Source organism: Streptomyces sp. NPDC060028 (genome assembly GCF_042736725.1).
Taxonomy (GTDB): Bacteria; Actinomycetota; Actinomycetes; order Streptomycetales; family Streptomycetaceae; genus Streptomyces.
Genome location: NZ_JBHWVJ010000024.1, coordinates 17,686 through 33,353, shown reverse-complemented (window position 1 = coordinate 33,353; position 15,668 = coordinate 17,686). Strand labels below are relative to the sequence as shown.

General features: G+C 71.7%; 12 protein-coding genes. 9 read left to right on the top strand and 3 right to left on the bottom strand.

Going from position 1 to position 15,668, the window contains the following annotated elements; translation table 11 throughout:
• Positions 1-37 precede the first annotated feature (37 nt).
• From ACFWBF_RS14580 to ACFWBF_RS14565, 4 genes are all read left to right on the top strand, one after another.
• The gene (locus ACFWBF_RS14580; RefSeq protein WP_385600489.1) at positions 38-592 is read left to right on the top strand and encodes a GNAT family N-acetyltransferase; all 555 of its coding nucleotides are present in this window, start codon (positions 38-40) and stop codon (positions 590-592) included.
• 124 nt (positions 593-716) lie between these two features.
• Positions 717-1,376, top strand: a complete 660-nt coding sequence (locus ACFWBF_RS14575; RefSeq protein ID WP_385600487.1) for a hypothetical protein — start codon at positions 717-719, stop codon at positions 1,374-1,376.
• 174 nt (positions 1,377-1,550) lie between these two features.
• Positions 1,551-1,715 (top strand): hypothetical protein, encoded by a 165-nt coding sequence (locus ACFWBF_RS14570; protein ID WP_385600484.1) that lies wholly within the window; start codon positions 1,551-1,553, stop codon positions 1,713-1,715.
• Positions 1,716-1,795: 80 nt separating this feature from the next.
• Positions 1,796-4,831, top strand: a complete 3,036-nt coding sequence (locus tag ACFWBF_RS14565) for an AAA family ATPase (RefSeq protein WP_385600482.1) — start codon at positions 1,796-1,798, stop codon at positions 4,829-4,831.
• A 12-nt stretch (positions 4,832-4,843) separates the two neighbouring features.
• Here the strand turns inward: ACFWBF_RS14565 and ACFWBF_RS14560 are convergent, their stop codons facing one another.
• The 3 genes from ACFWBF_RS14560 to ACFWBF_RS14550 form a co-directional block, all read right to left on the bottom strand.
• Positions 4,844-5,023 carry a DUF6191 domain-containing protein gene (locus tag ACFWBF_RS14560; protein WP_385600630.1) on the bottom strand — a complete coding sequence of 60 codons (180 nt, stop codon included), beginning with the start codon at positions 5,021-5,023 and terminating at the stop codon, positions 4,844-4,846.
• A gap of 42 nt (positions 5,024-5,065) precedes the next feature.
• The gene (locus ACFWBF_RS14555; protein ID WP_385600480.1) at positions 5,066-6,352 is read right to left on the bottom strand and encodes a PQQ-dependent sugar dehydrogenase; all 1,287 of its coding nucleotides are present in this window, start codon (positions 6,350-6,352) and stop codon (positions 5,066-5,068) included.
• Positions 6,353-6,460: 108 nt separating this feature from the next.
• Entirely contained in the window at positions 6,461-7,480 is a 1,020-nt protein-coding gene (locus tag ACFWBF_RS14550) for an aldo/keto reductase (protein WP_385600477.1), read from the bottom strand.
• A 79-nt stretch (positions 7,481-7,559) separates the two neighbouring features.
• Between ACFWBF_RS14550 and ACFWBF_RS14545 the strand changes: the two genes are divergently transcribed.
• The 5 genes from ACFWBF_RS14545 to ilvC all read left to right on the top strand — a co-directional run bounded on the left by ACFWBF_RS14545 (position 7,560) and on the right by ilvC (position 15,416).
• Positions 7,560-8,507, top strand: a complete 948-nt coding sequence (locus tag ACFWBF_RS14545) for a 2-hydroxyacid dehydrogenase (RefSeq protein WP_385600474.1) — start codon at positions 7,560-7,562, stop codon at positions 8,505-8,507.
• A gap of 284 nt (positions 8,508-8,791) precedes the next feature.
• Entirely contained in the window at positions 8,792-11,659 is a 2,868-nt protein-coding gene (locus ACFWBF_RS14540) for a putative bifunctional diguanylate cyclase/phosphodiesterase (RefSeq protein ID WP_385600471.1), read from the top strand.
• A gap of 215 nt (positions 11,660-11,874) precedes the next feature.
• Positions 11,875-13,761 carry an acetolactate synthase large subunit gene (locus tag ACFWBF_RS14535; protein WP_385600468.1) on the top strand — a complete coding sequence of 629 codons (1,887 nt, stop codon included), beginning with the start codon at positions 11,875-11,877 and terminating at the stop codon, positions 13,759-13,761.
• Between the two features lie 31 nt (positions 13,762-13,792).
• Entirely contained in the window at positions 13,793-14,317 is a 525-nt protein-coding gene (ilvN, locus tag ACFWBF_RS14530; RefSeq protein WP_385223978.1) for an acetolactate synthase small subunit, read from the top strand.
• A gap of 97 nt (positions 14,318-14,414) precedes the next feature.
• A complete protein-coding gene (gene ilvC, locus ACFWBF_RS14525) occupies positions 14,415-15,416 on the top strand; it encodes a ketol-acid reductoisomerase (protein WP_385600466.1) in 1,002 nt (333 codons plus the stop codon).
• Positions 15,417-15,668 lie beyond the last annotated feature (252 nt).

Here is a 15,668-nt window from a genome sequence, read left to right as displayed (position 1 = left end):
CGGCCGCCGGCCGGACCAGACCCAAGGAAGACCCCGCATGTTCTCGACAGACCTGGCCGACGACGCCCAGCTCTTCCCGCTGGAGGTTCGGCACGCCAAGGAGTTCCTGGCGCACATGGACCGCGGCCGGGAGTACATCGGCCGGTACGTCGCCCTCCCCGACGTCACCGCCGACCTCGACTCGACGCGGGCCTACCTCACCAACTACGCCCGCAAGGCCGCCACCGACACCGGGCGCCTCTACGGCATCCGCGTGGACGGCACCCTCGTCGGCGGAGTCCTCTTCCGGACCTTCGACGTCGCCTCCGGCACCTGTGAGGCCGGCTGCTGGCTGGAGCCGACCATGGCCGGCCGCGGCCTGGTGACCACGGCCTGCCGGATCCTGATCGACTGGGCCTTCCGGGAGCGCGGCATGCACCGCGTGGAGTGGCACGCCGCCTCCGAGAACAAGAAGAGCCTCGCCGTCGCCGCGCGGCTCGGCATGACCCGCGACGGCGTCATGCGGCAGAACGACCTCCACCACGGCGTCCGCCAGGACACCGAGGTCTGGTCGGTCCTCGCCCACGAGTGGCCCCCGGTCAGCCCCGCCTGAGACCGCGCGCCACGGCTCCGGCCCCGGGTCCCCGAGAGGGCCCGCGGCCGGCCCGGCCCGGCGGCGTCCCGGGAATCGGCGGATTCTAAGAAACCTCTCAGACAAGCCGCCTACCGTGCCCCGCATGGACACCACGAAGACCCCCGCCCCGACCGCTCCCGAGGCGGACTCCGCCGAGCCCAAGGCCGCCGTGGAAGCGGCCGAGGCCGGTACGAACACCCCGGCCGACCTCAAGAAGGCCGACGCCGCCGAGCCGGCCGCCACCACCGAGGCCGCCACCACCGAGGCCACCGACGCCGCCGCGACCGCCGAGGTCCTCGATGACGAACTCGCGCAGACGGACGAGCTCGACGAGGACGACGAGACCGCCGAGCAGCCCAGCGGCGTCGCCGCCGCCGCCTCCGCCGTCGTCGCCGCCGGCCTCGGCCTCGTCGCCCTCAGCGGCAGCTGGGTCTCCCGCGTCATAGCCGAGCGCCAGACGCTCATCGGCCAGATCGAGTCGGCCAACGCCACCACCACCGAGGCCAAGATCGAGGCCCTGTACGGCAACGCGTGGCACCTCACCGCCCTCGTCAACGGTGTCCTGTCCACCCTGGCGCTGCTCGTCGCCGTCTTCGTGCTGGCCCGCCCCGCCTTCGGCGCCCCCGGCCGCACCCTCCCGACCTGGGTCCGCGCCGTCTCCTGGGCCGCCGTGGCCCTGGGCGCGATCGGCGTCCTGCTCTTCGGCCTCATGTACTTCGACATCCTCGTCCCCCTCCCCACCGCTCCGGCCGCCGCGTCCTAGTGCGGCCACGGCACTAGGCACTGCCTTAGTCCCCCTCAGGGGTCTTCGGCCCCGGCCTAAGGCCCCCCGGGCCGTACAGATGCGGCATGCGCCCGATGTGGCGCCACCCCCTGGGAAGCGATTCTTGGATCACACCGAACGAGGTGCCCGAGAAACGCAAACAGGGAGTACGAGATGTTCGAGTACGAGATCGCCAACGCCCGCCGTGCCGACCTGATCCGCGAGGCCGACGCGTACCGCCTCGTCAGGGACGCCAAGCGCGCCCGCCGCTCCTCGCGAAGCCAGGAACCGGAGGGGTCGGTGAGGGCACACCGCAGCCGTTTCGGCCGCGCCGCGTAACCCGCGTCGCGACGTGAGTGAGCCGGCACGTGACGAGAAGCGCACGAATACCGAGTGCCGCTGAGCAGGGCCCCTGTGCCATGCTCGGCGGCGTGGAGACCAGATCTGTCAGCCCGGTGTTCGTCGGCCGAGCCGACGAACTGGCCATACTCACCGACGCCCTGACGCGAGCCGCCGGCCAGGAGCCGCAGGCGCTGCTCGTCGGGGGCGAGGCGGGAGTCGGCAAGACCCGCCTCACCGAGGAGTTCCTGGGCGAGGCGACCCGCCGCGGAGCGGTGGTCGCCGTCGGAGGCTGTGTGGAGATCGGGGCGGAGGGCCTTCCCTTCGCCCCGTTTTCGACGGCCCTGCGCGCCCTGCACCGCCGGCTGCCCGACGAACTGTCCGCCGCGGCCGCGGGCCAGGAGGACGAACTCGCCCGGATCCTCCCGGAACTCGGCGAGACCCCGCGCGGCCCGCACGACGAGGAGAGCACGGCCCGGCTCTTCGAGCTGACGGCCCGGATGCTGGAGCGGCTCGCCGCCGATCGCACCGTCGTCCTCGTCCTGGAGGACCTCCACTGGGCGGACACCTCCACCCGGCACCTGCTCGCCTACCTCTTCCGCACCCTGAACAGCGGCCGCCTCGTCGTCGTCGCCACCTACCGCGCCGACGACGTCCACCGTCGCCACCCGCTGCGCCCGCTCCTCGCGGAACTGGACCGCCTGCGCACCGTCCACCGCATCGAACTGTCCCGCTTCAACCGGGCCGAGGTGCGCCGCCAGCTCGCCGGCATCCTCGCCTCGCAGCCCGCCGAGGACTTCGTCGACTCCGTCTTCGAACGCTCCGACGGCAACGCCTTCTTCGTCGAGGAACTCGTCGCCTCCAAGGAGAGCGGCTGCCGCACCGGGCTCACCGAATCCCTGCGCGACCTCCTCCTCGTCCGCGTCGAGGTGCTCCCGGACGGCGCCCAGCGCGTGGTCCGCGTCGTCGCCGAGGGCGGCTCCGCCGTCGAGTACCCCCTGCTGCGCGCCGTCACCCGGCTCACCGAGGACGAGCTGATCGAGGCCCTGCGCGCCGCCGTCGGCGCCAACATCCTGCTCGCCACCCCCGACGGCGACGGATACCGCTTCCGCCACTCGCTGGTCCGCGAGGCCGTCAGCGACGACCTGCTGCCCGGCGAGCGCGCCCGCGTCAACCGCCGCTACGCCGAGGCGATGGAGGCCGACGGCTCGCTGGTCCGCGCCGAAGAGCGGGTCATCCGGCTCGCGAGCTACTGGTACTGGGCGAACGACACCGCCAAGGCGCTGCCCGCCGTGCTCGCCGCCTCGGTGGCCGCCCGCCGCCGCCACGCCTACTCCGAGCAGCTGCGGCTGCTGGAACGGGCCATGGAGCTGTGGGAGAGCGCCCCGCAGGAGGTACGCGAGCAACTGCGCCCGGCGGACTACACCGAGGTCTACCCGCCCTGCGGCTGCGATCCGGCGACCACCCCGCTCCAACGGCTCGACCTGCTGGCCGAGGCGACCGTCGCGGCCCGCTTCGGCGGCGAGCGCGAACGCGCCCTGAAGTTCACCAAGACCGCCCTGCGGCTGCTGGACGACGGCCGGGACCCGCTGCGCGCCGCCTGGTTCTGGACCGAGCGCTCCCGGCTGGTCGCCGGCCTGGCCCGCGGCGACGGCTGGGACGAGCTGGCCAAGGCGCAGGAGCTCGTCCGGGGGCTGCCCCCGTCCCAGGTACACGCCGACGTCCTGGTCCGGGCCGCGAGCTGGGGCATGCTCCACAACCCGGGCCCCGAGAACCTCGCGGCCGCCGAACGCGCCGTGGAGTACGCGCGGATGGTCGGCGCCGAGGACACCGAACTCAACGCCCGGATCACGATCGGCAGCCTGCTCACCGACGCCGGCGACCCCGAGGGCGGCCTCGCCGAGATGCACGAGGTCAAGGAGCGGGCCACCGAACTCGGGCTCGTCATGCTGGCGGGACGTGCTCATATCAATCTCACCTCTCAGCTGGAAGGGCTGGGACGCTCCCGTGAGGCCGTGGAACTGGCCCTGCAGGGAGCCGAACTCGTTCACAAATCGCAGTTGCTGGACACCGAGGCCTGGGTCCGGGGAAACATGGCGGAGAGCCTGTACAGCCTCGGACGCTGGGAAGAAGCCGCCGAGGAGGCCCGGCGTACCCTGCACGTCGGCTCCAGCGCCGCGCCGCGCGCCTCGGCCTCCGCCCGGCTGGCCTATCTGGCCCTGGCCCGCGGCGAGTTCACCGAAGCAGCCGCCCGGCTCGCCACGGCCCACACCTACTTCGGCACCCACGACGCCCAGCCCCAGCACCGGCTGCCGCTCTACCGCCTCGCCATCGGTGTGGCCGCGGGGGAAGGCCGCATGGCGGAGGTCCGCACCGAGACGGCCGCGGCCATCGACTACGGCTTCCCGCTCGGCCACCACCGCTACGCCTGGCCCCTGCTCCTCGCCTCCGCCTCCGCCGAGGCAGACGCCCGCGGCCTCCCGGTCGCCGACGCCGGCCGGGACGCGGCCCTGGCCGTGCTGCGCAACGCCGCCCGGGGCCTCGCCACCCCGGCCCCGGTGTGGGCCGCCCACGCCGAGTACCTGCGGGCCGAGCTACTGCGCGCCGAGGCCCGGGACACCGCCGCCGACTGGGCGGCCGTGGAGTCGGGCATCCGCCCGCTGGAGCGCCCGTACCTGCTGGCCCGGGCCCGCCACCGGCTCGCCGAATCCCTTCTGGTGTGCGGCGACCGGGACCCCGCGGCGCAACTGCTCCGCGACGCCTACGCCACCGCCGAGCGGCTCGGGGCCCGCCGGCTCCGCGAGGACCTGGCCCTGCTCGCGCAGCGCGCCAGGCTCCCGCTCACCGTCGTGGACACCCCCCGGGCCCTCCCGGCGCCGGACACCGACCCGGCCGAGTCCCTGGGCCTGACCAGCCGCGAGAAGGACGTACTAAGACTGGTCGCGGCGGGGCACACCAACCGCCAGATCGCCGAGGAGCTCTTCATCTCCCCGAAGACGGCCAGCGTGCACGTCTCGAACATCCTGGCGAAGCTGGGCGTCTCCGGCCGTGGCGAGGCGGCCGCCCTCGCCCACCGGCTGAGGCTCTTCACCCCTGTGACACCGGCCGCCCGGTGACCTCCGGCCCGATCAGGGCGCAGGCTCCTCCGGGTCGGCCACGCGTATGAGCACCTTGCCGGAGCCGAGGTCTATCGGGCCCCGTCCCGGGTCGCCGTCACTGGTGTCGACCCGGGACAGCTCCAGCCTCTTCCTCTCGTCGTCCGTGTGCCCCCGCCCGGGGCTGAACAGCTCCTCGATCATGTTGAACACCGTGTACACCGCACCTTTCGTCCCGCGCCGGGACCATGCCGGTCATCGCACCGTCAGTGTCAGAATCCTGTCGTCGCCCGCTTGCGGCGATCCGCGCCCGTCCGTCTCGCTCGTGACCAGCAGCAATCTGTCGCCGCCGAGGGCCACCACCGTGCGCAGCCGTCCGTACTCACCCTCCAGGAAGGCCTCCGGATCCGCCACCAGGCCCGTCCCGGCCAGCGGGATGCGCCACAGCCGGTTGCCCTTCAGCCCGGCCATCCAGATCGACCCCTCCGCCCAGGCGATCCCGCTCGGCGAGGCCTCGTCGGTCTTCCACACCGCCACCGGGTCACGCAGGCCGGGCTTGCCGGCCTTGCCCTCCGCCTCCGGCCAGCCGTAATTGCCGCCGGGCTCGATCAGATTCAGCTCGTCCCAGGTGTTCTGGCCGAACTCCGCCGCCCACAGCCGCTTGTCCTTGTCCCAGGCCAGGCCCTGGACATTGCGGTGCCCGTACGAATAGACGACGGAATCGGCCTCGGGATTGCCGTGCACCGGCTCCCCGTCCGGGGTCATCCGCAGGATCTTGCCGCCCAGCGACTTCTTGTCCTGCGCCAGGCCGGTGTCCCCGGTCTCGCCCGTCCCGGCATACAGCATCTTGTCCGGGCCGAAGGCGATCCGCCCGCCATTGTGGATCAGGCCCTTGGGGATGCCCCGGAACACCGTGTCGGGCGCGCCCAGTTGCTGCCCGGCCGGTCTCTGCTCGTCATAACGCAGCCGGGCGATCCGATTGTCGGACTCGGTCGTGAAGTAGGCGTACACCATGCGGTCCGAGGCGAAGGACGGGGAGAGGGCCAGCCCCAGCAGGCCTCCCTCGCCGCCCGGGGCCACCCCGGGCACCTTCCCGATCGGCGTCACCGCGCCCGTGGCCACATCCACCCGGCTGATGGTGCCCTTGTCCCGGGAGGCGACCAGGAGATTCCCGTCGGGCAGCGGAGCCACGCCCCACGGCGACTCCAGGCCCTTGGCGACCTCGCCGGTCACCGTCACCGCACCCTTGGCCGGCGGCCCCGAAACCCGCGGGGACGCCGATGGTCCGCCCGAGGCGCCCGGCGCCGACGCCGTGGCGGCCGCGCCCGGTGGCGAGCCGTCGGCCTGCCCCCCTGGCCCGCCCTCCGGCGAGCAGCCACCCGCCAGCAGCGCCCCGCACCCGGCCAGTGCCAGGGCCACCACCGCCCGGGGTCGGGGTCGGGGTCGGGCGCGAGTCCCCGCGCGCCCCGGACCTGCCACCACCCCTGCCCCCGCTGCCCCCGCGCCCCCTGCCGACTGTCCGTGATCGCGTCCGTATCGCATGGTCCTGCTCCCCTCCGGTCCACCGATCCTGCCCTTACAACTGACTCAACAGCCCGGACCGGCCCCGAAGTTCCACCGCTCGTACACCCGATCGAGTGGTAGTGGAGATCAGTCCCAGGCCCCGACCGCCGGTGGGAGCGCCGCCAGGTCCGCCAGATCGGCGGCCGTCAGCCGCACCTGCGCCGCGCGCGCGTTCTCCGCCGCCCAGCACGCCCGCTCGGCCCCCGGCACCGGCACCACCTGCGGCCCCTGCGCCAGCACCCACGCCAGCGCCACCTGCGCCGCCGTGACCTCGGGCCCGTGCCGCCGCGCGACCTCCCGCAGCCCCGCCACCAGCACCTGGTTCGCCGCCATCGCGTACGCCGTGAACCGCGGATGCCGGGCCCGTACGTCCTGCGACTCGAAGCCCTCGCCCGGGGTGAGCGTCCCGGTCAGGAACCCGCTGCCCAGCGGCATCGCCGCGAGGAACCCCACCCCGCGCGCCGCGCACCACGGCAGCAGCTGCCACGCCGCCTCCGGCGACCACACCGACAGCTCCGCCTGCACCGCGCTCACCGGGAACACCTGCTGAGCCCGCTCCAGGTGACGCAGCGTCGCCCCGTACGCCCGGTCCCCGCGCCGCCCCGCCCCCGGCCCGGCCGCGGCGCCCAGCGCGCAGAACCCGAGGGCCCGTACCTTCCCCGCACCCACCAGCTCCGCCATCGCGCCCCAGGTCTCCTCCACCGGGACGTCCGGATCCACCCGGTGCAGCTGGTACAGGTCTATGACGTCGGTCCGCAGCCGCCGCAGCGAGGCGTCACAAGCCCGCCGCAGATAGCCCGGCCGCCCGTCGGCCACCACGTGCTGCTCGCCCGCCCGCAGCCCCACCTTGGCCGAGACGAACGCCTCGGCGCGGCGCTCCCGCAGCACCCGCCCGAGCAGCAGCTCGTTGGTGTAGGGCCCGTACAGGTCGGCGGTGTCCAGCAGATTGGCCCCCAGGTCGAGCGCCGTGTGCACCGCGGCCAGCGACTGGGCCCCCGCGTCCTCGCGCTGCCGGCGCGAAGGCCCGTAGGCCCAGCTCATCGGCATGCACCCGAGCCCGACGGCGCCCACCGTCAGCGCTGCCGCCCCGATCGACCTGCGCTCCACCCGTGCGTCCCCCGCCCTCTTTCGGTCCGGCAAACAAACTAACGTCTTGATCCGAATGCCTTCGCATAGCCTCGGGATCATGACCGCTATGACCGGGGACGTCTGGCTCCCCTTCCCCGCCGAGGAGTTCGAGGGCCTGCCCGACTCCTTCCGCTACCGACACTGGGACGGCGAGGAGGACTTCCCGGCCGATCCCGTGGACTGTGTCTTCTACGTCACCCCGTACATGAAGTCCTCCGAAGTCACCCTGCGCCCGCTGGCGGCCATGCCGCGGCTGCGGGTCGTGCAGACGCTGACCGCCGGCATCGACCACGTCCTCGGCGGCCTCGCCTCGCTGAGTCCCGGTGTACGCCTGTGCAACGCACGCGGCGTCCACGAGGCGAGCACCGCCGAGCTGGCGCTGACCCTCGTCCTCGCCTCGCTGCGGGGCATCCCGGGCATGGTCCGCGGCCAGGACCGCGAGGACTGGCGCGGCGGCTTCTACGAGGCCCTGGCCGACAAGTCCGTCCTGATCATCGGCTACGGATCCATCGGCGCGGCCATCGAGGACCGGCTGGCGCCGTTCGAGTGCCGGCGGATCGCACGGGTCGCACGCTCGGCGCGCAGCAGCGGGCGCGGGCCGGTGCACGCCCTGGCCGAATTGCCCCGACTCCTTCCGCAGGCCGACGTGGTCATCCTCTCCACGCCGCTGACCGAGCAGACCCGGGGCCTGGCGGGCGCCGAGTTCCTCGGCCGGATGAAGGACGGCGCGCTGCTGGTCAACGTGGCCCGCGGGCCCGTCGTCGACACCAAGTCCCTTCTCGCGGAACTGGAGTCGGGGCGGCTGCGCGCCGCGCTGGACGTCACCGATCCGGAACCGCTGCCTTCCGGCCATCCGCTCTGGCACGCGCCCCATGTCCTGATCACGCCTCATGTCGGCGGCAGCAGCTCGGCGTTCGAGCCGCGGGCGAAGCGCCTCGTGGCGCGCCAGCTGAATCGCTTCGCCGCCGGGGAGCCCGTGGAGAACACGGTATTGATCACCGAGTGAGACGCCTGTCGCCCACGCTCCGCAGTTGACCGGATGCGTTCGGTGCCCACAACTCCCCGCTTGGTGACGGAGCGTAGAGAGACTATGTCCCAGAGTAACGAAAGTGGTGTATCGTCCGGACCAAGGGGCTGCGCCACGAACGTCTGGCGCTGGGGAGTGATCGGACACTTTGGGGGGCGACGGGCGATGCACGGCCAATGGATGAAGGATCCGACGCGGCAAGGCCGCCGGAGGCGCCGGTGCCGGGACTGGGCCGCACCGAAACCAGCCAGCGAGGGGGACCGGTGAGTGCCCCGGGGGCGGCGCTCCTGACCCGGGCGCCCGTCCCTGGCGGAGGCCGGGGAGGCGCCGTCCAGGCACTCCTGGCCGTGGTGTGGGGCGTATACGCGGTCGGCGCGGGAATGGGCTGGGGCGGCAGTGAGATCGCCGACATCATGGGCGACTTCGGCCTCAGCGCGGCCGCCCTGCTGGCCGCCGCATCCTGCTACCGGTACGCGCGCACCCACGCGAACCGCGACCGGCTCGCCTGGCTGCTCTTCGCCCTCTCCTCGCTGATGTCCGCCTGTGGAAACGCGGTCTGGGGGTGGTACGAGGTCGTGATCCACAAGGAGATGCCGAACCCGTCTCCGGCCCAGTTCTTCTTCCTCTGCTTCGCCCCGCCCGCGATCGTGGGCCTCCTGGTCCTCGCCAAGCGCCCCGTCACCCGGGCGGGCTGGGTCTGCCTCGCCCTCGACTCGTGGCTGATCGCGGGATCCCTGCTCACCCTCTCGTGGAGCCTGGCCCTCGCCAAGGCCGCCCGATCGCACAGCGCCGGCAGCGTCCCGGGGGCCGCGCTCGAACTGGCCTACCCGCTGTTGGACATCGCGCTCGTCTCCATGGTCCTGGTCCTCCACTTCAGGAGGTCGGCGACCAACCGGTCCGCCGTCAACACGGCCATCGCCGCGCTCGCGCTGACCGTGCTCTGCGACGCCATCTTCACCTCGCCGCTGCTGAAGGAGAGCTACCGCTCCGGCGAGCTCCTCGACGCCGGCTGGTTCGCCGGGTCCCTGCTGCTCGCCTACGCGCCCTGGGGCGCCCGCCGGATCGGCTCCCCACCGGAGTTCGCGGATCCGGTCCGCGGCCCGCGCCCGGTCAGCCGCCCGATCGCGCGGTCGCTGCCCGCGCTCACCCCGTACCTCGCCGCGGCCGTCTGCACCCTCGGCATCCTGTACAACGTGATCGAGAGCCGCAGCGTCGACAAGGTGGTGGTCGTCACCGGCTGCACCGTCGTCCTCGCCCTTGTCATCCGGCAGGGCATCATGCTCCTCGACAACATCGCCCTGACCCAGGAGCTGGCCCAGAAGGAGAACCACTTCCGCTCCCTGGTCCAGGGCTCCAGCGACGTGATCATGATCGCCGCGCCCACCGGGATGCTGCGGTACGTGAGCCCCGCCGCGGCCGGGGTCTACGGCCGCGAGGCGGAGGAGCTGGTCGGCACCGAGCTGGCCACCCTCATCCATCCCGACGACCTCGGCCGGGTCGTCCACGAGGTACGCCGCTTCCTCGCCGCCCCGCCCGCCGAGGAGCCCACCACCCGCATCGAGTGCCGGTTCAAGTCCGGCGGCGGCGAATGGCTCAATGTCGAGTCCACCGTCAACCGCCACCAGGGCGGCCTGATCCTCAACAGCCGGGACGTCACCGAGCGCGTCCGGCTCCAGGCGCAGCTCCAGCACAGCGCCGAGCACGATCCGCTGACCGACCTGCCCAACCGGGCGCTGTTCACCCGCCGGGTCCGCCAGGCGCTGGCCGGCCGGCGCGCGGGCGACCACAACACCGCCGTGCTCTTCATCGACCTCGACGGTTTCAAAGCGGTCAACGACACCATCGGCCACCAGGCGGGCGACGAGCTCCTCATCGAGGCCGCGCGCAGGCTCCAGGACTCGGTCCGCGCCGGGGACACCGCCGCCCGGCTCGGCGGGGACGAGTTCGCCGCGCTGATCGTGGGCGACGGCAGCCGGGACCGCAGTGCCCGCGAATACCTGGTGCGCGAGATCGCCGACCGGCTGCGCACCACGCTCTCCCAGCCGTACCGGATCGCCGGCAGCGAGGTCCGGGTCGCCGCCAGCATCGGCGCGGCCTTCGCCGACCCCGGCATCACCCCTTCGGACCTGATGCGCAACGCGGATCTGGCGATGTACCGGGCCAAGGCGGCCGGCAAGGACCGGGTCGAGATGTACGCACCCCAGATGCAGGCCGAGGTCGTGCGCAAGGCCGAGCTGGCGGGGCGGCTGCGCACCGCGCTGCATGAGGGAGAGTTCGCCCTGCTGCACCAGCCCGTGGTCTCGCTGGCCACCGGCGAGGTGTCGGCCGTGGCCGCGCAGGCACGCTGGCGGTCCGCCCAGGGGATCTTGTTCACCCCGGCCGAGTTCCTCCGGGTCGCCGAGTGCGGCGAAGGCGCGCACTCGGCCGGTCCGGACGCCTCCCGCGCCGCCGAGCTGGGGCGATGGCTGCTGGAGGAGGCCGTGGAGCAGGCCGCCGAGCGGCACCGGGCCGGGCACGACGTACCGGTGGCCGTGCGGATGACGGCCCAGCGGCTGCTCGACCGCGCGGTCCCGCTGGGCTCCGTGGAGGCCCTGCTGACCCGGCACGGGCTGCACTCCGGGGCGCTGGTCCTGGAGCTCGCCGTATCCGACCCCAGAGTGCCCTTCGACGACCTGGAGCGCCGGCTCACAGCCCTGCACCGGATCGGTATCGGAATCGCCCTGGACGGCTTCGGCAGCGGTTACGCGGCCATCGGCGCCCTGCGCCGGCTGCCGGTGGACGTGCTCAAGCTGGACCGGGGCCTGGTCGAAGGCGTGGTCGAATCGGCCCGCCTGCACAAGATCACCGCAGGCCTGTTGCGGATCGCAAACGACCTCGGCATGCAGTCGGTGGCCGACGGGGTGGACCTGCCCGAGCAGGTCATGGCCCTGCGGGCCATGGGCTGCACGCACGGCCAGGGGATGGCGTTTTCCGGCCCCCTCGACGAGTACAGGCTGCGGCGGGCGCTGGTGCGCGGTACGTTCCCAGTACCGGGCGGAGCGGTGCAACCCGCCTTGGCCGGTGGTTCCGCCGGGAGCTCGATGGTCATCCACAGAGGCTCACATAATGAGACGCCCGTCCCACCCACTTGACATCCACCTCCCGCCGGAGGGAGGGTCAATGCCATGCGCACCCGAATTCTCGTACTTGGAAAGCGCGTCGGCTGAAGCTGGGGCCAGCATGTCCCCGCTCAACGCACCCGACGCGCTCCCCTCGCTTGCCTCCCGGCACGAGGGGTTTTTTGTTGCACTGGCAACGTCGAATCTCGTAAAACCCTCCTCGTAAAACCCTCAGCTTCGAGAAGAGAATGCCGATGACCGAGCAGGCCACCGGGGCCCACCATCCGCAGCCGCGGGCCCGTAACGGCGGACAGCAGTCCGCCGCCATTGAGCACGTCACGGGTGCGCAGTCCCTCATCCGCTCTCTCGAAGAGGTGGGGTGCGACACGGTCTTCGGCATTCCGGGCGGCGCCATCCTCCCCGCGTACGACCCGATGATGGATTCCACGAAGGTCCGTCACATCCTGGTCCGCCACGAGCAGGGGGCCGGCCACGCCGCCACCGGCTACGCGCAGGCCACGGGCAAGGTCGGCGTCTGTATGGCGACCTCGGGCCCGGGCGCGACCAACCTGGTCACCCCGATCGCCGACGCGCACATGGACTCCGTCCCGCTCGTCGCGATCACCGGCCAGGTCTCCTCCAAGGCGATCGGCACCGACGCCTTCCAGGAGGCGGACATCGTCGGCATCACGATGCCGATCACCAAGCACAACTTCCTGGTGACCAGGGCCGAGGACATCCCGCGGACGATCGCCCAGGCCTTCCACATCGCCTCGACCGGCCGCCCGGGCCCGGTCCTGGTCGACATCGCCAAGGACGCCCTCCAGGCGAAGACCACCTTCTCGTGGCCGCCCACGATGGACCTCCCCGGCTACCGGCCGGTCACCAAGCCGCACGCCAAGCAGATCCGCGAGGCCGCCAAGCTCATCTGCCAGGCCAAGCGCCCGGTCCTGTACGTCGGCGGCGGCGTCATGAAGTCCGGCGCGACCGCCGAGCTGAAGGTCCTGGCCGAGCTGACGGGCGTCCCGGTCACCACCACGCTGATGGCGCTGGGCTCCTTCCCCGACAGCCACCCGCTGCACGTCGGCATGCCGGGCATGCACGGTGCGGTCACCGCGGTCACCGCCCTGCAGAAGTCGGACCTGCTGATCGCGCTCGGCACCCGCTTCGACGACCGCGTCACGGGCAAGCTGGACAGCTTCGCCCCCTTCGCCAAGATCATCCACGCGGACATCGACCCGGCCGAGATCGGCAAGAACCGCGCGGTCGACGTCCCGATCGTCGGTGACGCCCGCGAGGTCATCGCCGACCTGATCCAGGCCGTCCAGGCGGAGCACACCGAGGGCAACGCCGGGGACTACACCGCCTGGTGGAAGGACCTCAGCCGCTGGCGCGACACGTACCCGCTGGGCTACGACCTGCCCGAGGACGGCATGCTGTCGCCCCAGCAGGTCATCGAGCGGATCGGCGCGCTCGCGCCGAAGGGCACCGTCTACGCGGCCGGCGTCGGCCAGCACCAGATGTGGGCCTCGCACTTCGTCAAGTACGAGGAGCCGCGCACCTGGCTCAACTCCGGCGGCGCCGGAACCATGGGCTACGCGGTCCCCGCCGCGATGGGCGCCAAGGTCGGCATGCCCGAGCGCACGGTCTGGGCGATCGACGGCGACGGCTGCTTCCAGATGACCAATCAGGAACTGGTCACCTGTGCGCTGAACAACATCCCGATCAAGGTCGCGATCATCAACAACGGTGCGCTGGGCATGGTCCGCCAGTGGCAGACCCTGTTCTACAACCAGCGGTACTCCAACACCGTGCTGCACGCCGACGAGACGGGCCACGGCACCGTCGGCTCCCAGCTCGGCGAGTCCACCGCCCCCCGCAAGGGCACCCGCGTCCCGGACTTCGTCAAGCTGTCCGAGGCCATGGGCTGCGTGGCCCTGCGCTGCGAGGACCCGGCCGACCTGGACAAGGTCATCGCCGAAGCCAACGCGATCAACGACCGCCCGGTCGTGATCGACTTCATCGTCCACGAGGACGCCATGGTGTGGCCGATGGTCGCCGCCGGAACCTCCAACGACGAGGTCATGGCAGCCCGGGGCGTCCGTCCCGACTTCGGCGACAACGAAGACGACTGAGCCGAGAGAGCCGAGAGAGAGAACGCCTCACATGTCCAAGCACACGCTCTCCGTCCTGGTCGAGAACACGCCCGGCATCCTCGCCCGGATCGCCGCGCTGTTCTCCCGCCGCGGGTTCAACATCGACTCCCTCGCGGTCGGTGTCACCGAGCACCCCGACATCTCGCGCATCACCATCGTCGTGAACGTCGAGGACCTCCCGCTGGAGCAGGTGACCAAGCAGCTCAACAAGCTGGTCAACGTGCTCAAGATCGTCGAGCTGGAGCAGCACAACGCCATCGAGCGTGAACTCGTTCTGGTGAAGGTCCGCGCCGACAACGAGACCCGCTCGCAGATCGTCGAGATCGTCCAGCTGTTCCGCGCCAAGACCGTCGACGTCTCCCCGGAGGCCGTCACCATCGAGGCCACCGGCGGCGCCGACAAGCTCGGCGCGATGCTGAAGATGCTGGAGCCCTTCGGCATCAAGGAACTCGTGCAGTCCGGCACGATCGCCATAGGGCGCGGCGGCCGGTCCATCACGGACCGCAGCCTGCGCGCGCTCGACCGCAGCGCCTGATCGAAGCCGGTCCGCTCGTATAGCGAGACCAAGAACCTCTTATTCCGTTCCCCGCCGTACGGTGGGAGCAACACCAGCGCACCAAGGAGATATCCCAGTGGCCGAGCTGTTCTACGAGAACGACGCCGACCTGTCCATCATCCAGGGCCGCAAGGTCGCGGTCATCGGTTACGGCAGCCAGGGCCACGCCCACGCGCTGTCGCTCCGTGACTCCGGCGTCGACGTCGTCGTCGGTCTGAAGGAGGGCTCGAAGTCCAAGGCCAAGGCCGAGGAGCAGGGTCTCAAGGTCGTCTCCGTGTCCGAGGCCGCGGCCTGGGCGAACGTCATCATGATCCTGACGCCGGACCCGCTGCAGGCCGAGATCTACGAGGAGTCCGTCAAGGAGCACCTCGAGGAGGGCGACGCGCTCTTCTTCGGCCACGGCTTCAACGTCCGCTACGGCTTCATCAAGCCCCCGGCCAACGTGGACGTCGCCCTCGTCGCTCCCAAGGGCCCGGGCCACCTGGTCCGCCGCCAGTACGAGGAAGGCCGCGGCGTGCCCTGCATCGCCGCCGTCGAGCAGGACTTCACCGGCAGCGCCTTCGCGCTGGCGCTCTCGTACGCGGCCGGCATCGGCGGCACCCGCGCCGGCGTCATCAAGACCACCTTCACCGAGGAGACCGAGACCGACCTGTTCGGTGAGCAGGCCGTTCTCTGTGGTGGCGCCTCCGCTCTGGTCAAGGCCGGTTTCGAGACCCTGACCGAGGCCGGCTACCAGCCGGAGATCGCGTACTTCGAGTGCCTGCACGAGCTGAAGCTCATCGTGGACCTCATGTACGAGGGCGGCCTGGAGAAGATGCGCTGGTCGGTCTCCGAGACCGCCGAGTGGGGCGACTACATCACCGGCCCCCGCATCATCACGGACGCCACCAAGGCCGAGATGAAGCAGGTCCTGGCCGAGATCCAGAGCGGCGAGTTCGCCAACACCTGGATGGCCGAGTACAAGGCCGGCCTGCCGAAGTACAACGAGTACAAGAAGGCCGACGAGGCGCACCTCCTCGAGACGACCGGCAAGAAGCTGCGCAAGCTCATGAGCTGGGTCGACAACGACGAGAGCTGATCTCTCACGTGGCGGGGGCCGGGACACAGCGTCCCGGCCCCCGCGCCGTATCGGAATATGGACCTCCGATGGCGTGGCTTGTCCACCCCGGCCAACCACGGACGGGTGATCCTTCCGTACAGGCGGAATTCTGCTCGGGATCCGCCACTACACTGCACAACACAACGCGTCAGGCCCACAGTGTCGTGCGTCTTCCACGCGGCTACCCCCCTCCACCGCCTGCGGCCGTCGGGACGGCCGTCCGCACTGGAC